Source organism: Pseudoalteromonas ruthenica (genome assembly GCF_008808095.1).
Lineage (GTDB): Bacteria > Pseudomonadota > Gammaproteobacteria > Enterobacterales > Alteromonadaceae > Pseudoalteromonas > Pseudoalteromonas ruthenica.
On the sequence record NZ_CP023396.1, the window covers coordinates 2,650,162 to 2,669,158 of the forward strand.

General features: G+C 47.1%; 19 protein-coding genes. 2 read left to right on the forward strand and 17 right to left on the reverse strand.

Annotated features, from left to right (window positions below):
* Positions 1 to 47: 47 nt before the first annotated feature.
* Positions 48 to 713, reverse strand: a complete 666-nt coding sequence (locus PRUTH_RS12305; protein ID WP_151173387.1) for a TetR/AcrR family transcriptional regulator — start codon at positions 711 to 713, stop codon at positions 48 to 50.
* Positions 714 to 866: 153 nt separating this feature from the next.
* Between PRUTH_RS12305 and coaD the strand changes: the two genes are divergently transcribed.
* Positions 867 to 1,346, forward strand: a complete 480-nt coding sequence (gene coaD, locus PRUTH_RS12310; protein ID WP_151173388.1) for a pantetheine-phosphate adenylyltransferase — start codon at positions 867 to 869, stop codon at positions 1,344 to 1,346.
* Positions 1,347 to 1,866: 520 nt separating this feature from the next.
* On the opposite strand, the gene PRUTH_RS12315 is transcribed toward coaD, so the two are convergent.
* From PRUTH_RS12315 to argC, 7 genes are all read right to left on the reverse strand, one after another.
* A complete protein-coding gene (locus PRUTH_RS12315) occupies positions 1,867 to 2,433 on the reverse strand; it encodes a hypothetical protein (RefSeq protein ID WP_138508699.1) in 567 nt (188 codons plus the stop codon).
* Positions 2,434 to 2,452: 19 nt separating this feature from the next.
* The gene (locus PRUTH_RS12320) at positions 2,453 to 2,659 is read right to left on the reverse strand and encodes a hypothetical protein (protein WP_138508700.1); all 207 of its coding nucleotides are present in this window, start codon (positions 2,657 to 2,659) and stop codon (positions 2,453 to 2,455) included.
* Positions 2,660 to 2,820: 161 nt separating this feature from the next.
* Entirely contained in the window at positions 2,821 to 4,689 is a 1,869-nt protein-coding gene (gene argH / locus PRUTH_RS12325) for an argininosuccinate lyase (RefSeq protein WP_151173389.1), read from the reverse strand.
* A gap of 14 nt (positions 4,690 to 4,703) precedes the next feature.
* Positions 4,704 to 5,903: an argininosuccinate synthase gene (locus tag PRUTH_RS12330; protein ID WP_022943398.1), complete on the reverse strand. Its 1,200-nt coding sequence runs from the start codon at positions 5,901 to 5,903 to the stop codon at positions 4,704 to 4,706.
* Between the two features lie 9 nt (positions 5,904 to 5,912).
* The gene (locus PRUTH_RS12335) at positions 5,913 to 6,833 is read right to left on the reverse strand and encodes an ornithine carbamoyltransferase (RefSeq protein WP_022943397.1); all 921 of its coding nucleotides are present in this window, start codon (positions 6,831 to 6,833) and stop codon (positions 5,913 to 5,915) included.
* A 9-nt stretch (positions 6,834 to 6,842) separates the two neighbouring features.
* Positions 6,843 to 7,616 carry an acetylglutamate kinase gene (argB, locus tag PRUTH_RS12340; RefSeq protein WP_022943396.1) on the reverse strand — a complete coding sequence of 258 codons (774 nt, stop codon included), beginning with the start codon at positions 7,614 to 7,616 and terminating at the stop codon, positions 6,843 to 6,845.
* 11 nt (positions 7,617 to 7,627) lie between these two features.
* Positions 7,628 to 8,635 carry an N-acetyl-gamma-glutamyl-phosphate reductase gene (gene argC, locus PRUTH_RS12345; RefSeq protein WP_151173390.1) on the reverse strand — a complete coding sequence of 336 codons (1,008 nt, stop codon included), beginning with the start codon at positions 8,633 to 8,635 and terminating at the stop codon, positions 7,628 to 7,630.
* Positions 8,636 to 8,856: 221 nt separating this feature from the next.
* Here argC and argE point away from each other — a divergent pair, with 221 nt between their 5' ends.
* Entirely contained in the window at positions 8,857 to 10,002 is a 1,146-nt protein-coding gene (argE, locus tag PRUTH_RS12350) for an acetylornithine deacetylase (RefSeq protein ID WP_151173391.1), read from the forward strand.
* A gap of 89 nt (positions 10,003 to 10,091) precedes the next feature.
* Here the strand turns inward: argE and PRUTH_RS12355 are convergent, their stop codons facing one another.
* From PRUTH_RS12355 to PRUTH_RS12395, 9 genes are all read right to left on the reverse strand, one after another.
* On the reverse strand, positions 10,092 to 11,060 hold the full coding sequence (locus tag PRUTH_RS12355; RefSeq protein WP_045979281.1) for a PstS family phosphate ABC transporter substrate-binding protein: 969 nt from the start codon (positions 11,058 to 11,060) through the stop codon (positions 10,092 to 10,094).
* 99 nt (positions 11,061 to 11,159) lie between these two features.
* On the reverse strand, positions 11,160 to 12,479 hold the full coding sequence (phoR, locus tag PRUTH_RS12360) for a phosphate regulon sensor histidine kinase PhoR (RefSeq protein ID WP_151173392.1): 1,320 nt from the start codon (positions 12,477 to 12,479) through the stop codon (positions 11,160 to 11,162).
* Between the two features lie 65 nt (positions 12,480 to 12,544).
* The gene (gene phoB / locus PRUTH_RS12365) at positions 12,545 to 13,234 is read right to left on the reverse strand and encodes a phosphate regulon transcriptional regulator PhoB (RefSeq protein ID WP_022943391.1); all 690 of its coding nucleotides are present in this window, start codon (positions 13,232 to 13,234) and stop codon (positions 12,545 to 12,547) included.
* 463 nt (positions 13,235 to 13,697) lie between these two features.
* Entirely contained in the window at positions 13,698 to 14,762 is a 1,065-nt protein-coding gene (fba, locus tag PRUTH_RS12370) for a class II fructose-bisphosphate aldolase (protein WP_022943390.1), read from the reverse strand.
* A gap of 138 nt (positions 14,763 to 14,900) precedes the next feature.
* Entirely contained in the window at positions 14,901 to 16,076 is a 1,176-nt protein-coding gene (locus PRUTH_RS12375) for a phosphoglycerate kinase (protein ID WP_151173393.1), read from the reverse strand.
* A gap of 37 nt (positions 16,077 to 16,113) precedes the next feature.
* A complete protein-coding gene (epd, locus tag PRUTH_RS12380) occupies positions 16,114 to 17,124 on the reverse strand; it encodes an erythrose-4-phosphate dehydrogenase (protein WP_022943388.1) in 1,011 nt (336 codons plus the stop codon).
* A gap of 116 nt (positions 17,125 to 17,240) precedes the next feature.
* Complete coding sequence (gene ampE, locus PRUTH_RS12385; RefSeq protein ID WP_138587715.1) at positions 17,241 to 18,089, reverse strand: beta-lactamase regulator AmpE; 849 nt, start codon at positions 18,087 to 18,089, stop codon at positions 17,241 to 17,243.
* Between the two features lie 18 nt (positions 18,090 to 18,107).
* Complete coding sequence (gene ampD, locus PRUTH_RS12390; RefSeq protein WP_151173394.1) at positions 18,108 to 18,680, reverse strand: 1,6-anhydro-N-acetylmuramyl-L-alanine amidase AmpD; 573 nt, start codon at positions 18,678 to 18,680, stop codon at positions 18,108 to 18,110.
* Positions 18,681 to 18,724: 44 nt separating this feature from the next.
* Positions 18,725 to 18,982 carry a hypothetical protein gene (locus PRUTH_RS12395; protein WP_045979276.1) on the reverse strand — a complete coding sequence of 86 codons (258 nt, stop codon included), beginning with the start codon at positions 18,980 to 18,982 and terminating at the stop codon, positions 18,725 to 18,727.
* Positions 18,983 to 18,997: the final 15 nt, after the last annotated feature.

The following is an 18,997-nucleotide window of genomic DNA, read 5'->3' on the forward strand; positions in this document are numbered from 1 at the left end:
AAAGCGCGCGATTATAGCAAAAACCGCTCGCCTTCGGAAATAATAGCTTAACTATGCGTGGAGGGTGACGTTTGTAGTTGCGCTTGGCGCTGCTGGTAGTGTTGCTTTAACAACCCCAGAGGCTCGCGTCCAGCTGCGGTAGTAAAAGCCATAAACAAGGTGATTATTTTCAACAAGCCTTGATAAATATCGCCGCGATTCAGCTCGCCGCTTTGACGACGCGCTTTGATATAGGGGGTCCAAAAACTAACAGTCAGCTTTAGCATATGGGTTAGTTCTCCCGCCTGCTCTTCATCGATCTCAAGAATGCCATTCTTTCCTAGGGCGAGCACAATACTTTTTACCTGATCGAATAAGCGCTGCTGAAAGGTTATGTAATCGGCTTTCAGCTCGGCATCGCGAGATAAAATGTCGGTCATATTGTCGTAGAAAAAATGAAACTTCCACATGAGCTCAAACAAGGCATCGAAATAATGAGTAAGTTGCGCCATCACCGGCTCATCATGATTGATGGGCTTAAACTGAGTATCTAAGTGCTGACGGTACAACTTAAAGATATGGCGAATGATGTCTTCTTTATTTTTAAAGTGGTAACACAAATTTCCAGGGCTGATTTGCAAATGGGCTGCGATATGATTTGTTGTGATAGCGCGCTCACCGTGGCTATTGGAAAGCTCAATGCTGGCTTGAATTATGCGGTCCTTGGTACTCATTATTACTTCCCCACCCTGATTGCAGGTGAGCAGTATAAACATCTTAGTCACAGTTAACAATTTATCACATGGCTGAGAGTTGAGTTTGCACTGGCAACTCACATAAAGACTGCTAAAATGCGGCCATTGCATTACATAAAAACAGAGAATCATATGCAGGTAACGGCTATCTACCCAGGGACTTTTGACCCCCTTACGAATGGTCACTTAGACCTTATTGAGCGCGCCGCTAAAATGTTCGATCACGTCATTGTTGCGGTGGCTCATAACCCGAATAAAAAGCCTTGCTTTAGCCTTGAAGAAAGAGTGGAGTTAGCAAAGCAAATTGTCGCCGACCTTAGCAATGTCACAGTCATTGGCTTCAGCGGCCTACTTGCTGACTTGGCTAAAAATCATAAAGCGAATGTATTAGTGCGAGGTATTCGCGCGGTATCCGACTTTGAGTATGAATTCCAATTGGCCAACATGAATCGCCGCTTGAACCCCGACTTAGAGAGCGTATTTTTGACTCCCGCAGAAGAGAACTCGTTTATCTCATCGACCTTAGTAAAAGAGGTTGCCTTACATGGTGGTGATGTTTCTGAGTTTGTTGTGCCGCAAGTCGCCGACGCTCTGAAAGAAAAGCTCGGCTAAATATACCGGTGGTAACGCTACCCGTTATCACCTACTTTCTTTGGTGCCAGAGAGGCCTTTAAAAACCGCCCTATTCGACATAGACCGAGAAAATCTCGCCAAATGATGAAAGACAGTATGACTATAATATCAACGGTATTTACGCCATAAGTGTACAAATCCCATAACCACCAAGGCTCTACATTACCAAGTTCCCAAATATCTATATGGACTGTTAAGTGCAGGCAAGCATTGATAGATAAGGCTGTTAATACGTAGTAATAAGCATAGGGCTTGCTTGTAAAGAAGAGTCTGTAGGCTAGCCATATGCAGCCTATAGTAATAAGCTCTGCAAGAATGTAATACATATATACCTTGCTAACATTTGGCATAAATGTAGTACTGAGGTATGAAATATTAACTATTAAGCAAATGGCTATAGGTGAGTTTTTACGAATTGCTTTGTCAGAGAAAGCCACTAAGTTGTAGAGCAAAGCCATCATCAAGCCCCACTCTATAAAAGTACTAATTAGGTTTGATATTAAGAAGCCTCGATATGACAGCATTTATTGCCAAACCAGCTTGAAGGCTGAAAATTAAACAATTGCTTCTTTAAAGTCCTTTTAATCAGTAGAATTCCCAAGATATCTTTATCTACAATAAGAGCAACTATCATAGCCAAATCGCATAGGTTTACTGTTATCGAGTAAAAACTCCAAAACCACCAAGGCTGACTATCTACATTTAGGTAGACAAGGTCTATGTGCATCCCCAGAAACAGAATCGAATTTATAACTAACCCAATGGTGACGTATATTACACCTGGTGAGACGCTTGTAGTCCTCTTGATCAAAAACACTGGCAGAATGGCTAAAAGAGTAACTATGTCGTAAACAAACCAAGTAAAGTAGGTTTCAATTGTGGAGAAAAAGTCGAAAAAGTGGTCGCTAGTTACATAAGAAATGGCCATGACAAAGCTGCACCACAAAAGTTTGGGGTCATTTTTTGCCTTGTATGCTTTGAGCATCAAATTAAAGAATAAAGCCATTAGGAAGCCCCAAACCACAAAGGCTCCCATAAATATGCCTAGACTTTTTTCAAAATACATCCGCCATCTCGTTAAAGTCCTAGTTTTCCTTTTTACGATCTGTGATTACGGTTCCACCGCCGCGCTGGATTTCAGCTTGGCTAGCAGCGACAGCATCACTTGATAAACTTACTGTATCAGATTGTAACGTCTGGGTGCTAGTAGTTTGTGCGGTAGGCTGTTGTGTTTGTTGTTGTAACTTAGTGTAAGCCTGTGTTTGTAGTTGAGCATTAGCATTAACTTGCATGATGTTAACTCCTTTAAAATTTTGTTAATTGTTTGCTAAGCAAACCTAACTTAACATGCTTTGGGTACACACGTCACACTTCAAAGGCAATTTCTTAGCAACTCACTTTTAGCTTATGCACCACGCGTGCCAATATTTTTTGACACGCTCAGAAGCCCCAACTAAGCAACGTTTTTACATGGTATATCACCCACAGAGTGTTGCTGGTGTAGGTAGAAATCCATAGCAACTTCGTCACAGTTATCTTTACGCAGACAAAGCTCACAGTCTTTCATCACCTTTTCAGGAAGGCTTTCTTTGCTGCTGTCTGCAAACCCAAGTTTAGCAAAGAAATCCGGTACACGCGTAAGTACAATCACTCTTTTAAGCGCCAACTTTTTGGCTTTCACTAACAGGTGATGAACCAATAAACGCCCCTGCCCTTTTACTCCGGTATCAGGATTAACCCCTAATGAGCGTATCTCCGCTAAGCCGGTATCATAAATATACAACGACGCACAACCTGTTACCTGGCCATTCACTTCGGTCACGGCAAACTCATTAATGGAATGCACCATATCGCTTTTAGCACGGGGTAAATTCTCCCCTACCTTGGCCCAATATTGCACCAGCTCACTGATAGCTTCAACATCATGCAGATTGGCATCACGTACTTTAATTGTACTTTGCTGTTTAGCTTGCTTAATGGCGAATTCCACTTGCTTTGGTGATGTTCCACCTAGGGCCTTACGTGCCGCCAAACAGGCATCGAGTGCCAACATAGGATAAACATCTTCAGCAATAACATCGCACACCGATTGAAATTCGGACAAACTCAACTGCTCAAGGCTTTTTCCTTCTGAAATTGCCAGCTGCACCAGTTGCCCAACAATATGATGCCCTTCACGAAACGGGATCCCTTTCACCACCAAATAATCAGCGAGCTCGGTGGCATTCGCATGCCCACCTTGGGCGGCGGCTTCGGTCTTATCACTATTGACCTTAATGCCGTTTACGCATGCTTGCGCCATATGTAGACATGCCAGCCAAGTCGGTAGCGCATCGAAAAGTCCTTCTTTATCTTCTTGCATGTCTTTGTTGTAGGCTAAAGGCAGTGACTTTAACGTCATCATCATCGCACTCATAGCACCAAAAACACGCCCTGTTTTGCCGCGAATCAACTCTAAAGCATCGGGGTTTTTCTTCTGCGGCATCAACGATGAGCCGGAGGTAACGTTATCGGCCAACTCAATAAAACCGGCTTCGCCAGAATTGTAGAAAATTAAATCTTCAGCAAAACGTGACAAGTGCAACATTGAAATGGATGCCGCGCTCAGCAGCTCGACCACAAAGTCTCTATCAGAGACCGCATCCAAGCTATTACGAGTCGGCGCTGCAAAACCAAGATCTTGCGCTAAATGCTCGCGGTCAATGGCATATGCAGTGCCCGCCAGCGCACCACTTCCAAGTGGACATTGGTCCATACGCTGAACCGCATCATTAAGGCGACTACTATCGCGCTCTAGCATTTCCACATAGGCCATGCACCAGTGACTAAAAAGTACCGGCTGAGCGCGCTGTAAATGAGTATAGCCAGGTAGTACGGTGCCCAGCTCTCGCTCGGCTAAGGCAATCAGTGCATTCTTGGTCTCACTAATGGCTTCACTGACTGTCGCCGCCGTTTTTTTGCACCACAAACGAAAGTCGGTAGCGACTTGGTCATTACGGCTGCGGCCAGTGTGTAGCTTCTTCGCGAGGTCACCCACTTTATCAATCAGCGCGGCCTCAACAAAAGAGTGAATATCCTCCTCGCCGCTGATAGCCACACTTTCGGGCTGCGCTTGCACTTGCTCCAACAACTCATACAGCGCCGCAACTAAACGTCGGTGTTCATCATCGTTGAGTACCGCCACACGATTTAGCGCGCCGGCCCACGCCACTGAACCAATAATGTCTTGCTCCGCCATGACATAGTCAAATGGCAATGAATCATTAAACTGTTTAAATGCTTCATCCGGTCCAGATGAAAAGCGCCCGCCCCATAATGCCATTGTTGCTCTCCTCGTTACTTCTTCAGTGCTGCAATTCTGCTTGAAAGTGAAAATAGCCGTATAAAGCCCTCGGCATGAGACTGGTCATACACATCGTCCTCGCCAAAAGTGGCAAAGTCTTCGCTGTATAAACTGTTTTCTGACTGCTTTTGTACGGCGATTGCCTGACCTTTGTATAGTTTCACCACCACTTCACCATTGGCATGCTCGGCAAACGCATTGGCCGCCCCCAGAATCGAATCTTTTAAAGGCGTAAACCAACGACCGTCATAGACCAAGTGCGCAAACTCTAGGGCAAAAGTGTCTTTCCATTTACGGCTCGCTTTATCCAGCACAAGTTCGTCAATAGCCTGCAACGCGGCCATCATCACCGTGCCGCCAGGTGTTTCATAACAGCCGCGAGATTTCATACCCACCAAGCGGTTCTCAACAATATCGACACGGCCAACCCCGTGCACAGCAGCAATGTCATTGAGCTTCACTAAGCATTGATAAGGGCTCAGCGCTTCTCCATTTACGGCAACCACCTCACCGCGTTGAATTGTTAGCGTCACTAACTCGGCTTCATTTGGCGCTTGCTCAGGCGATTGCGTCATGGTCCACACTTGCTCGCTGGGCTGACACCAAGGATCTTCAAGCTCCCCACCCTCATGGGAAATGTGCCATGCATTAGCATCACGACTATAAATTTTCGTTGCCGATGCAGCGCAGGGAATATCTCGCTGCGCTAGGTAATCCAGTAACGACTCCCGGCTTGATAGATGCCACTCTCGCCACGGTGCAATCACTTTTAAATCCGGTGCCAACGCCGCAAAACAGGACTCGAAGCGTACTTGGTCATTACCTTTCCCGGTGCAACCATGAGAAAGGGCATCAGCACCCACTTTGCGGGCTATCTCGACCTGTGCTTTGGCAATAATAGGACGTGCCATTGACGTCCCTAGCAGGTAGGTGCCTTCATACACACAGCCGGTTTTGAGCGTCGGGTAAATATATTCAGCCACCATCTGCTCTTTTAAATCCACCACGTAACATTCGGATGCCCCTGAGGCGATGGCTTTTTCCTCAACCCCTTCGAGCTCTTCGGCGCCTTGGCCCACATCGGCGACAAAGGCAACCACTTCACAGTCATAGTTTTCTTTTAGCCATGGCACGATGGCTGATGTATCTAGTCCGCCGGAATAGGCCAGTACGACTTTTTTAATTGCGCTCATTTCGGATCCTTAGCAAAAATTTGGGTTCAAAAGGGTTAATAGCAAGGCATTTTGCGCATACATACGATTTTGTGCCTGCTGAATAATTTTGGCCTGCGGCGAGTCCATCACTTCAGAGGTGATTTCAAACTCACGATGCGCTGGCTGACAGTGCAAAATAGTTTGCGCGCCGGTCATATCCACCAGCTGTTTATTGAGCTGATAAGGCAGATATTTATCTTTAACCTGCTGGAGCGGGGTGTCATCCCCCATCGACACCCAAGTATCGGCATAAAGCGCATTCGCCCCCACAGCGGCCTCGACTCTGTCACTCACTAATACTGACGCGCCTTTGCTCGCGGCAATTTGCTCTGCTTGCTTAACAATTTGTGCATCTGGACCGCTGCCTTTAGGGCATACAGCCACGAAGTCAGTCCCGAGGGTGGCGGCCAACAACATTAATGAGTGGGTGACGTTATTACCCTCGCCGAGATAAGCCAGCTTGAGCTCGCTCACCTCACCGTGCACCTCTTGCAAGGTTAAAAAATCCGCCAATGCTTGGCAGGGGTGGTACAGGTCACACAAAGAGTTCACCACAGGTTTAGATGAGAACTGTGCCAGCTCTTGCACTGTGTTATGGTGATTAACACGCGCCACGATGGCATCGGCCCAAGTGCTGATATTCAAAGCAAAGTCCTTTACCGACTCGCGGTTGCCCATGGCGCCATTTTGCTGATCTAAGTAGACCGCATGGCCACCGAGTTTATTGATGCCTATATCGAAGCTTAGGCGAGTTCTGAGGCTTTGCTTTTCAAATAAGGTAACCACCGATTTGCCCGCTAAGGCTTGGGCATAATCATTGGGTTGCGCTTTCATTTTCTGCGCTAGGGCGAGTAGCGCGAGTACGGCTTTGTCGTCCAGCTCGAGGCCGGTAATAAAATCATGTTTCATGGTCTATGCTTACATTGTAATTTGCGTGCCAACATGCTCACCATTGAGCAATGCAACTAAGTTCTCTGGCTTTTGCCAGCTCGAAATGTAAACACCCCGTCGTAAATGCTGGGCAGCAAGAAGGCTGGTCTTTACTTTGACCTCCATCCCACCCGAGATAACTCCTTGGGCTATCAATTCATCTATTTGCTCAGCACTTAATTGGTGTAACGGCTGAGCGGATTTATCCAGTACGGCCTCAACGTCGGTCATAAAAATCAATTCACCATCGAGTTGTTTGGCAATTGCCGCTGCGGCCTCATCAGCGTTAACGTTGAACCATTGTCCTTGCTCATCAAAACCAACTGAGCTCACAACAGGCAGCTTTCCTACCTCTAGCAAGGCTGGAATAGCCGAGCGAGCACCTTGACTACACTCACCCACCCGACCCAGTGCCTTGAGTTTTTGCTGCGCATTGACCCCGGCTTCGTATAAACTCAGCCCTGCAGGCTCGAGGCCATTGGCTATGGCTGCTCCCATCAATTGTTTATTGGCACACCCAGCTAGGGCACCAACGATATAGGGCATTTGCTCGGCAGGACTGATGCGGAGACCTTGGTGCTTCGCCGTGGCGAACCCCGCATCGTGCAGCCAGCGGTCAACCAGTGAGCCACCGCCGTGAACCACGACAAAGCGGGTGTCGGTCATGGTCGCCAAGGTTGCGAACAATGCTTGCACTGACTGTGGGCTGTTTAACAGGGCGCCGCCCAATTTAATTACCCAAGTGGTGTTGCTACTCGTCATCATTTTCCTCTTTATACCAAACCAGTCGTTGGGTCTAATCCAGCGTTAATGTTCATACATTGCAGCGCTTGACCTGATGCGCCTTTTAGTAAGTTATCGATGGCAACACTGATAATCAGTTGCTGCTGTTGCAAGTGCCAACCAATATCAACATAAGGGGTTTGCGCGACGCCTTTAATTGATGCCAAACCACCGGCACCGAGGAGGCGAATCAAAGGCTCATCGGCAAGGCATTGATAAGCATCGGTGATGTCGATAAGCGTAGTTCCTGCACTTACTTGCGCGTATATGGTTGCCAAGATACCGCGATTAAAGTTCCCTAAATGCGGGGTAAATAGCACTGGATGCCCTAATGCTTGCTCAATCTCCGGAGTATGGCGGTGATTAAACACGCCATAAGGAGCCAGTGATACTTCGCAAAAGTGGGTGTTCATACTGGCTTTGCGCCCCGCCCCAGTCACCCCGGATACAGCATTAATGATCACTTTTTGCTGCGGCGCTAATAACCCTGCTTGTTGAACCGGTTTAAGCGCGTTGAGGCTGGCTGTTGGGTAACAGCCCGCCACAGCAACCAGTTGTGCATCCATAATGGCGCTGTTGTGCCACTCAGCTAGCCCATACACTGCTTGGCGCAATAGTTCAGGGTGGGGATGATCAAAACCATAGTACTGGGTATAGAGTTCGGCATCGGTAAGACGAAACCCGCCAGAAAGGTCAAAAACTTTAATACCCTGCTCGAGAAATTGCGGCGCCAATTCAACACTTACTTTGTGCTCGGTACACAGGCACACGGCGTGCGCATGCTGACCAATATCAGCAATAGCATCAGCTGTTAGGCCTTGCAGTGGCATGTCTAATAACCCACGGTGCTGAGGATAAAGATCGCTGAGTTTTTTGTCGCGATCATGACTCCCGGCAGAGACATAGCAGCCCTGCAAGACAAAATGAGGATGCTTGGCAACTAATTGCGCCAACTCAGCGCCGCTATAACCACTTGCGCCAATAATTACGATGTTCATGAAGATGCTCTTTTTTGGTTTAATCATGGGCGAGATGCCCAACGCGACACACTCTCACACTAGGATTTTCTAGGTGAGCGGCTTATCGTCGTCGCGCTGTACAAAGGGGGTGATAAACCATCATAACCAAACCAATACTTATGCTTAAAAAGTGAATTGATATTCACTATAAAGACATTTATATTAATATGCAACAATCGCGAATAATTATTTGGAAATGTATGGCTCTTCCCGACTTTTTGCACCTTTACCGGGAGTTGATCGCTACCCCATCGATCAGTTCACTGGATCCGAAATTAAGCCAAAGCAACCGCGCCGTTATTGAACACTTGGCATCTTGGTGCGAGGAGCTGGGCTTTGCGTGTGAAATAAAACCACTCAGTACTGATGCCGATAAGTTTAATTTGATAGCGAAGCGTGGCCATGGCAGCGGCGGATTGATGTTGGCAGGGCATACCGATACCGTTCCTTTTGATCAAGGCCGTTGGAGTATGGACCCCTTCACTTTGAGCGAGCGAGATAATAAGCTCTTTGGCCTTGGCAGCATCGATATGAAAGGGTTCTTTGCTTTTGTGCTCAATGCCATCGCTGAGTTGGACGCGAGTAAGCAACAACAACCGCTGCTTATTCTCGCCACCGCCGATGAAGAAACCACCATGGCTGGTGCCCATGAAGTGGCAAAGTATCCAGACTTAAGACCGGCTCGCTGCGTTATTGGCGAACCCACCGATATGACCCCTGTATTTACTCACAAAGGGCATATGACATCGGCGATTCGTATCGTTGGCAAAAGCGGGCACAGCTCTGATCCTGAGCGCGGCATCAATGCCATTGAAGTGATGCACTTGGTGATTCAAAAATTATTGGTTCTAAAAGAGGATCTTAAGAATAAATATTCAATTGAACATTTTGCCATTCCCTACCCGACATTGAACCTTGGTCACATACATGGCGGTGATAACGCTAACCGCATTTGCGGATGTTGTGAATTACAGTTAGATATGCGCCCGTTACCTGGGCTGAGTATCGTCGAGCTGCAAGCCATGTTATTAGCGGCAACTCAGGACATCACTGCTCGCTACCCAGGCTGCGTTGAAGTCATTGATATGCATGACCCGATCCCAGCCTTTGCAGGGACCACTGATAGCGCGCTAGTGCAGCTGGCGCAAAAGATTTCGCAACAGCCAGCAATAGCGGTGAACTACTGCACTGAAGCCCCCTTTATTCAGCAATTGGGCTGTGAAACCATAGTCATGGGCCCAGGTTCCATCAACCAAGCACATCAGCCCGATGAATTCTTGGCCATGGACCGTATTGCTCCATCACAACGTATTATCAAAGAGCTTATTCAACAAAGTTGTTGGTAATACTGACTTCATGACGCCCGGATAGCGAGCACAAAAAAGCCCCTCATGGAGGGGCTTTAAACTAATCAACAAGATTCAAAGATACAATGTTACTGTAAGCCTAAACGCTTAAGTTCACGCTCAACCATCTTGCTTGAAAGTGGCACATAACCATCTTTCTCAACAATTTTTTGACCTGTTTGTGATAGCACCATTTTTACAAACTCAGCATCGATAGGAGATAGTGGCTTGTTAGGGTGCTTATTCACGTAAACGTAAAGGAAGCGTGATAATGGATATTTGCCCGTTGCAACGTTATCAAGTGTTGCATCAACAAACTTATCGCCTTTTTTCGCCAGTGGCACCGTACGTACACCTGAGGTCTTGTAACCGATACCTGAGTAACCAATCGCATTCACAGAAGAAGAGATTGACTGTACTACCGATGCAGAGCCAGGCTGCTCGTTTACGTTATTACGGAAGTCACCTTTACATAAGGCTTTCTTCTTGAAGTAACCATAAGTACCAGATACTGAGTTACGACCATATAATTGAATATCTTTTGCCGCCCAATCACCCGTTAGGCCAACATCGCCCCAACGGTTAATCTGTTCGCTGGCGCCACATTTACGCGTTGAAGAGAAAATGGCGTCAACTTGGTCAATGCGCAAGCCCTCAATGGGGTTGTCTTTATGCACGAATACTGCCAAGGCATCAATCGCTACGCGAATTTCTGTCGGCTTATAACCATGGCGCTTTTCAAACGCTTCGATTTCCTTTGACTTCATCTTACGGCTCATAGGGCCGAAGTTTGCCGTTCCTTCAGTGAGCGCCGGTGGTGCCGTTGATGAACCTGCAGCTTGGATTTGAATATTGACGTTAGGATAAATACGCTTATATTCTTCAGCCCAGAAGGTCATCATGTTTGCTAGCGTATCGGAACCAACCGATGAAAAGTTACCAGAGATGCCGCTCGTTTTTTCGTACTCTGGAATTGCTTTATCTAGAGCAACTGCCTGACCTGCTGTCAGGGCACTTACAGCAACCCCCATTGCAGCAACTAAGTTTTTAAATTTCATTGGGTTCTCCAATTTGTTCTTCCCGTGTTTCAACTGCTGTCATTGTGCAGTGACAAGATGACAGTTAAATTACTTGAGTATTACAGTTTTATGACTTTGCTAATTTTGTACGTGTTCTAGTGCTGGGACTAACCAACTTGGTTCAAAGGCGAACCAAAAACAAGAGCCTTTACCGACGACACTGTCGATATGCAGGTGTGAGTCGTGACGCGACAACACATGTTTAGTAATAGCTAGGCCGAGGCCCGAGCCCCCCGTTTTCCGACTTCGCGCTTTATCCACTCGATAAAAGCGCTCGGTTAAACGGTTGATATGTTCAGGCGCGATGCCCTCACCATTATCGGTCACGCTAAAGACCGCTTGACCGTCTTGACGATACCAACGCACCGTAATTTCTCCCTCATCGGGGGTGTAGTGCACAGCATTAAATACCAGGTTTGAAAACGCGCTGCGTAACTCATCAGCAGCGCCAACGATATCTAAGCTGGTATCGACATCAAAATACAGGCGGTGGCCTTTATCTTGATTCAACGATGTCGCTTCTGTTTCGATAACTTCCAACATTTTCGGCACATTGACTGGTTTATCATTGTCGTGTTTGCGTGCTCCTTCAATTCGCGACAGCGACAACAACTGATTGACCAAGCTATCCATTCGCTGACACTGCTCAATCATCGTGCCATGGGCTTTATCCCACATCGCTGGCGGTGGTAAGTTGTCGCCATCAAGCATCTCTAAGTAGCCGGTAACCACAGTTAAAGGTGTACGCAGCTCATGTGATACGTTGGCAACAAAGTCTTTACGCATCTGCTCCAATTGCTTAAGGCGAGTAATATCACGGACCACCATCATGATCTGTGATTGTGCATAGGGCATCACCCGAAATTCCAACACTTGTTCACCGGTGTGGGTTAAATCAAGCTCAAGGGCATCGTTGAATTGGTGCTGCTGCATATAGCGGCTAAATTTGGGGTGTCGAATAAGGTTATCTATACGCTGACCATGATCAGTGGGCCACTGCAAGCCCAATAACCGCAGCGCTAATTGGTTACACCAGACGATGCTGAAGTCCTGTTGCAGCACAATCACAGCATCAGGTACGGCTTCGGCCCCCTCGCGGAAACGACGGATCAAGTCAGCCAGCTCATTGCGCTTTTTACGGTTGCGTTGTTGGAGCTGGTAAATTCCCTCGAAAACTTGCTCCCAAGCCCCTTCTCCCTCCGGCGGATTAAAGCTACGTTGGTTAATAAGCCAATCACTAAGGCGGTAAAGCTGGCGATAATGCCACAGTAACAATGTGATAGCGCCCAAAAATAGAAGCAAAAAAGGCGCGCCTACTAGCACGCCTATCAACAATAAAGGCAGGAAAAAGATAACTAAACGCTTGGTAAGTGTGCGTTTATTAACCACTCGGTACATAGACTCGCTCTACTTAAAACAATGTGTCATCGGCTTGATGCCGATGCAATGAGCAATAAAGATAGTTATACCTTGCTAGAAAAACGATAACCAGCACCACGCACAGTTTGTACTAAACGATCATGTCCCATGGGAGCAATTGCTTTACGCAGGCGACGAATATGCACATCAACGGTGCGATCCTCAACGTAAACATTGGTTCCCCATACATGATCCAGTAGCTGCTCACGACTATATACTCGCTCAGGGTGGGTCATAAAAAAGTGTAGCAAACGAAATTCGGTAGGCCCCATATCCAACTCGCTGCCATCGGATGTCACACGATGAGAAATAGGGTCTAAACGCAAGCCGTGCACTTCGATAGCCTCTTCAAGTGATGTCGGCGCCACACGGCGAATAACGGCTTTAATACGTGCCATTAATTCTTTCGGAGAGAATGGCTTAGTCACATAATCGTCAGCCCCCACTTCCAGGCCTTTCACTTTGTCTTCTTCTTCACCTCGGGCGGTGAGCATAATAATGGGAATTGCGCGGGTATGATCGTTTTGTTTAAATTTCTTCGCAATCTGAATACCGCTGCCTCCGGGCAACATCCAATCCAGTAATACCATATCTGGGTAGGGCTCTACCATGGCTGCTATGGCAGAGTCGTAATCCTCAGCTTCGATGGCTTGAAAACCATTCTGTTCTAAAACAAACACCAGCATTTCGCGGATGGGCGCTTCATCATCGACCACAAGAACTTTACGTGACATTCCGTTTATCTCTTTCGCTTTATTGAACTGAATTTACTGATGTCATTATTATGACTTTTTGTGACAATTTTATGAAAGCGTACACCTTCAATGGAAATGCTGCAAAATTAAACTTGGGATCAAGACGTTAGGGGCCTTAAAAGCAAGGATCATAGTCTTACCAACTGAGCCGTTACAAGATCAGATTTATACCAAGCTGGCTATCAGTGGATCAGAGTTTTACCCATTGATCTGCCCTGAGATCACACTCTTACCAAGTGATGTTCTTTATGTGTATAAATCTCGCTCAAACCTTGTTTAAATATCAACCACATATAGTTTCATCGCCTGAGCAGCGCGTAAGAACGTGATCCCATAATCAGTGCAGTTGATAAAAATCTGATCCCACTATGATCCACTCAGTAAAATAGTGATCCATAAAAAAGCCCCGCTTATGCGAGGCTCATTCAAGTCGTGAACGCGACTATTTTATTTTTGCATCCAGTTCGCCGTTCAAGTAACGAAGGTGCATATCATCTAACGAGATAGGCTTAATCTTGTCGGCCTGGCCTGCTGTGCCAAAAGCTTGATAACGATCAACACAAATTTCCGTCATCGCTTTCGTTGCCTCCGCTAGGTATTTACGCGGATCAAAATTCGCGGTGTTGTGCGCGAGGTGGCGACGAATAGCCCCTGTTGCAGCTAAACGTAGGTCGGTATCGATATTCACCTTACGTACACCATGCTTGATGCCTTCAACAATCTGATCAACAGGCACACCATAGGTCTCTGGGATCTCACCACCGTACTCATTGATAATCGCTAACCACTCTTGTGGGACGGATGATGAGCCGTGCATAACCAAGTGAGTGTTAGGGATACGGGCGTGAATTTCCTTGATACGATCGATAGCAAGAATGTCCCCTGTTGGTGGGCGGGTGAACTTATAAGCTCCATGTGACGTGCCACAAGCAATAGCCAACGCATCGACATTGGTTTTAGCAACGAAATCCGCTGCTTCTTCTGGGTCAGTAAGCAGTTGATCTTGTGTCAGCTTGCCTTCGGCGCCGATACCGTCTTCCTCACCTGCTTCTCCGGTCTCTAGAGAGCCAAGTACGCCCAGCTCACCTTCTACCGATACACCACCAGCATGAGCCATTTCTACGGTACGACGGGTTACATCAACATTGTACTCATAAGATGAAGGCGTTTTACCATCTTCAAGTAATGAGCCATCCATCATGACCGATGAAAAGCCAAGCTGGATAGAGCGCTGGCACACGCCAGGAGACGTACCATGATCTTGGTGCATAACCACTGGGATATGAGGCCACTCCTCTACCGCAGCAAGGATCATATGGCGAATGAATGGGGCACCTGCATATTTACGTGCACCAGCTGAGCCTTGCACAATCACTGGGCTGTTTGTTTTATCAGCCGCTTCCATGATGGCACGCATTTGCTCTTGGTTATTAACGTTAAAGGCTGGCACGCCATAACCATTTTCTGCTGCATGGTCGAGTAGTTGACGCATACTGATCAAAGCCATTTCGCTTATCTCCAATTTTTGATAGCACCGAGACTATCTGGTTTTTGAACGGGATGAAGCTTGGTTTCCCCAAGCAAGGGCTTAATGCCCAAAACACAAGGCCGGCAAAGTGAGAGAGGCCGGCCTGGTGATTATTCGTTATTTTGCTCGCTCTTCAAGCATAGCAACTGCGGGTAGTTTTTTCCCTTCAAGGAACTCCAAGAAGGCTCCACCACCTGTGGATATATAAGAAATTTTATCCGCGACATTGTATTTATCGATGGCCGCCAAGGTGTCACCGCCGCCAGCAATAGAAAACGCTGATGATTCGGCTATGGCTTTGGCAATGCTTTGAGTGCCATTACCAAACTGATCAAATTCAAACACGCCCACTGGACCATTCCATACAATCGTGCCCGCTTGCGCAATAATATCGCCAAGCTGTTTAGCGGTATCGGGGCCTATGTCGAAAATCATGTCTTCTTCGGTGACATCGGCAACCTCTTTGAGTTGCGCGACCGCGGACTCTGAAAATTCATTGCCGACAACCACATCCACTGGCACCGGAATATCACCGCCATTACTGCGAGCGGTCTCTGTTAGTTTCTGAGCCTCGCTAATAAGGTCTTGCTCGTACAAAGACTTACCTACCGGGTGACCAGCTGCAGCAATAAAGGTATTGGCAATACCGCCCCCTGTCACTAATTGGTCAACGACGTTTGACAGTGAGTCTAACACGGTTAACTTGGTCGATACCTTCGAGCCACCCACAATCGCAACTAGCGGACGCTTCGGGTTATCTAGTGCTTTACCGAGTGCCTCCAGTTCAGCCGCAAGCAAGGGGCCAGCACAGGCGATTGGGGCATGAAGGCCTACACCATGGGTTGAAGCTTGTGCTCGGTGTGCAGTACCAAAGGCATCCATCACATATACGTCACACAGCGCCGCAAGTTGTTTTGCGAGGGTCTCATCATTGGCTTTTTCGCCTTGATTGAAGCGCACATTTTCAAATACAACCACTTCGTTGTCGCCAATCTCTACGCCATCAAGGTACTCTTTGGCAAGACGGACATTTTGTGACAAGGCATTGTTAAGATAGTCAACTACAGGAGCCAGTGAGTAAGCCTGGTCATATTCTCCCTCGGTAGGACGGCCAAGGTGAGACATAATCATCACTTTAGCGCCTTTTTCAAGGGCGAGCTTGATGCTTGGTAGCGCCGCACGCAAACGAGCATCTGAGCTTACTTTACCGTCTTTGATTGGCACATTGAGGTCTTCACGGATCAGCACCCGCTTCCCGGCTAAATCTAAATCCGCCATCTTAATGACCGACATTCTCTTCTCCTTAGTTATACGTTTTATTCATTTGCGTTTATTGGCGCATCCAGGCTGCACTGGTATCTAACATACGATGGGCAAACCCCCACTCGTTGTCACACCATACCAATAACTTTATCAACCGTTTATGACTAACCCGTGTCTGTGTACCGTCTATGATACAAGAATGGGGATCATGGTTAAAATCAACAGATACCAATGGCTCCTCGGTATAATCCAAAATACCTGCCAAGCGCCCATGTACAGCCTTAGCAATCGCTTGATTAACATCATCTAGGGAAACATCAGTATTTACGGTGACACTCAAATCCATCGCCGTCACATTGATGGTTGGAACACGTACGGCTATCGCTTCAAAACGGCCATGAAACTTGGGCAAAATACGTTCAATGCCGCGCGCTAGCTTAGTATCCACTGGAATAATAGACTGGCTAGCCGCCCGGGTACGTCGTAAATCATCGTGATACGCATCGATCACTTGTTGGTCGTGCATAGACGCGTGAATAGTGGTGATAGCGCCTGATTCAATGCCAAAAGCATCATCCAATACTTGAATCACCGGAACAATACAGTTTGTTGTACACGAGCCATTGGAAACAATATGTTGCTCACTGTGAAGCACATCATCGTTGATACCATAAATAATCGTTGCATCAACATCAGCATCTGCGGGTTGAGAAAATAATACTTTTTTAGCGCCTGCCTGAAGGTGTTTTTGCGCATCCTCACGGGAATGGAAAACCCCAGAACACTCCAAGACGATATCAACGTCATGTTGGTGCCAAGGCAAAGCGCTCGGGTTTTGTTCGCAGTACAAGGCGATTTCATCGCCATCAACGACTAAAGCTTGCTCACGAAGCTCAACAGGAAAGGAAAACCGCCCATGGGCAGTATCATATTTTAGTAGATGGGCTATGCCCTCAGGTTTGGCCAATTCATTGATTGCCACAATCTCGAACTCGTGGCGACGTTCACTCTCATACAAAGCGCGTAAAATGTTACGCCCTATTCGCCCAAAACCGTTAATCGCAAGCTTTATTGCCATAATTACAGACTACCGCCATCAAAGCAGACACAGGTCTAAGAAGAATGGCGGCTATTGTAATCGACTCGCGCTCTGAGTGTAAGGGGTGCGCAAAAATAAAACGCTGATAGAGGATGTTACGACAGGCCGCCAAACAAAGTAAGTAAGGCTATCAGTGCCAAGAAAAATAACACATTGCGTTTTACTAAGCGGATCATGCACTGCGCTTCGATGGTGCAGCCATAGTGAGCCAGTTCTATCTGTTCAGCAGCCAAGGCAGTTTCGGTAATAACCTGACGATTGCTGACTCTAAAATCGAGCACATGGCGCAACCAACATTGCGTGCCTTTGCTAAAGTTACCAATCACTAAGTAGCCCAAACTGGCAATTCGTGCAGCAGGCCATTCAAGCCAATGACCGACACGAGCTAACAATGTATGCTGTTTTGATAGAGGATGGGATGTCTGCTCACTGTCATCTACGCAAGTCCGTACCAAGGCATAAAAAACGGCCCCAGGTGCGCCCAGTACAACAAACCAAAAGATCACCGCACAATAAAAACGAAAATTGACCCACGCTAAAGTTTGCGCAAAGGTTTCACCACCGCTTTCATTTTCAGTACGTTTTTGCCCCATTTGCAACGCATACAAAGTGGCCGCTTCACCGTCGTCTCGGGTCAGGGCATTGAGGTAGCCTTTATAATTCGCGCGCATGTGCGCGCAACCAAAGCAGATGAGTATGACCAGCGTATTGACCGCTAATTGCCACAGAATAAAATCACTCGCATGCACAAAGACAGCAATAACTAAGGTTGGCACAAGTAACCACAGCAACAACCCAATGCCGTTATGCAGCTGTTGCAAGCGCGACAACAGGGGCGCACTTTTGCGCTCATACCAGTGCGCATAGGTCGCTATTTGCCAACGCGCTGAGCGAGCGCCTAAGCGTTCAGCTATTAATGCAAATAAGATTGATATCAAAGTCATGGCGACTACTTTGCTCGCTTAAGTTGACCTTAGTTTATCGCAATCTTGGGCAAAAGTAAGGTCAAAAAAATGTTCCCAATCAAAGCCTTCGCCGGGGTCTGTTTTTCGCCCGGGAGCAATATCGCTGTGACCCACAATGCGCTGTCTATTCAAATGCGGATAGGTGCGTAATAAGCTTTTTGTTAATTGCGCCAAGGTGAGATACTGCGCTTGAGTGTAGGTGGACTTGTCGGTGCCTTCTAGTTCAATGCCGATGCTAAAGTCATTACACCGCTGGCGCCCTTCGAATTGTGATACTCCAGCATGCCAAGCACGTTGCGTAAATGGCACATATTGGCGTAATTTCCCATCTCGATCGATCAAGCAGTGCGCTGACACATTCACGCCTGCGAGTGAGGAAAAACTCGGATGTGCTTGGCAATCGATCTGCCCTGCGAATAAATCATCAATATAGGGTGTACCATACTGGCCCTCAGGCAGTGAAATGCAGTGAATCACCAGTAAGGACACTTCACTTTGCGGACGCTCATCATAATGCGAACACGGCAACTGCTGCGCCTGTTTGCATACGCCCAAATCATCTATATCCATGTTTTTCGTTTATAAAAACTTGATTGTGCCTGCATGGTAAGAGGCTAAGAATCACTGCGCAAGTTGATCTGGGGAGAAAAGTTACACTCGCCAGTGTGATTGACACTGACCAATTCATCATCGCGGCGCAGCACCGCCAACCGCCGGTATTTACTAATGGTACGAACAAACTCCAGCTCAAAGCCCATTTTGGTGAGCGCATATACCTTATCTACCTGTTCGCCGGTCAAGTTCGCATAATGTTCGCGAAACGTCCTTTGACCACTGCGGCGTTCGCTATCTGCTTTTTTCGCCTGTGCCATGGTATTAATCCGTTG

Coding starts and splice junctions, on each gene's coding strand:
- epd (WP_022943388.1), bottom strand. CDS start 17,124: ATGGCAATAAAGCTTGCGATTAACGGTTTTGGGCGAATAGGGCGTAAC.
- phoB (WP_022943391.1), bottom strand. CDS start 13,234: ATGTCACGTAAAGTTCTTGTGGTCGATGATGAAGCGCCCATCCGCGAA.
- coaD (WP_151173388.1), top strand. CDS start 867: ATGCAGGTAACGGCTATCTACCCAGGGACTTTTGACCCCCTTACGAAT.
- PRUTH_RS12320 (WP_138508700.1), bottom strand. CDS start 2,659: ATGCAAGTTAATGCTAATGCTCAACTACAAACACAGGCTTACACTAAG.
- argH (WP_151173389.1), bottom strand. CDS start 4,689: ATGGCATTATGGGGCGGGCGCTTTTCATCTGGACCGGATGAAGCATTT.
- PRUTH_RS12330 (WP_022943398.1), bottom strand. CDS start 5,903: ATGAGCGCAATTAAAAAAGTCGTACTGGCCTATTCCGGCGGACTAGAT.
- PRUTH_RS12355 (WP_045979281.1), bottom strand. CDS start 11,060: ATGAAATTTAAAAACTTAGTTGCTGCAATGGGGGTTGCTGTAAGTGCC.
- fba (WP_022943390.1), bottom strand. CDS start 14,762: ATGGCTTTGATCAGTATGCGTCAACTACTCGACCATGCAGCAGAAAAT.
- ampD (WP_151173394.1), bottom strand. CDS start 18,680: ATGGATATAGATGATTTGGGCGTATGCAAACAGGCGCAGCAGTTGCCG.
- phoR (WP_151173392.1), bottom strand. CDS start 12,479: ATGTACCGAGTGGTTAATAAACGCACACTTACCAAGCGTTTAGTTATC.
- PRUTH_RS12305 (WP_151173387.1), bottom strand. CDS start 713: ATGAGTACCAAGGACCGCATAATTCAAGCCAGCATTGAGCTTTCCAAT.
- PRUTH_RS12315 (WP_138508699.1), bottom strand. CDS start 2,433: ATGTATTTTGAAAAAAGTCTAGGCATATTTATGGGAGCCTTTGTGGTT.
- argB (WP_022943396.1), bottom strand. CDS start 7,616: ATGACGAGTAGCAACACCACTTGGGTAATTAAATTGGGCGGCGCCCTG.
- PRUTH_RS12335 (WP_022943397.1), bottom strand. CDS start 6,833: ATGAAACATGATTTTATTACCGGCCTCGAGCTGGACGACAAAGCCGTA.
- PRUTH_RS12375 (WP_151173393.1), bottom strand. CDS start 16,076: ATGTCGGTCATTAAGATGGCGGATTTAGATTTAGCCGGGAAGCGGGTG.
- PRUTH_RS12395 (WP_045979276.1), bottom strand. CDS start 18,982: ATGGCACAGGCGAAAAAAGCAGATAGCGAACGCCGCAGTGGTCAAAGG.
- ampE (WP_138587715.1), bottom strand. CDS start 18,089: ATGACTTTGATATCAATCTTATTTGCATTAATAGCTGAACGCTTAGGC.
- argC (WP_151173390.1), bottom strand. CDS start 8,635: ATGAACATCGTAATTATTGGCGCAAGTGGTTATAGCGGCGCTGAGTTG.
- argE (WP_151173391.1), top strand. CDS start 8,857: ATGGCTCTTCCCGACTTTTTGCACCTTTACCGGGAGTTGATCGCTACC.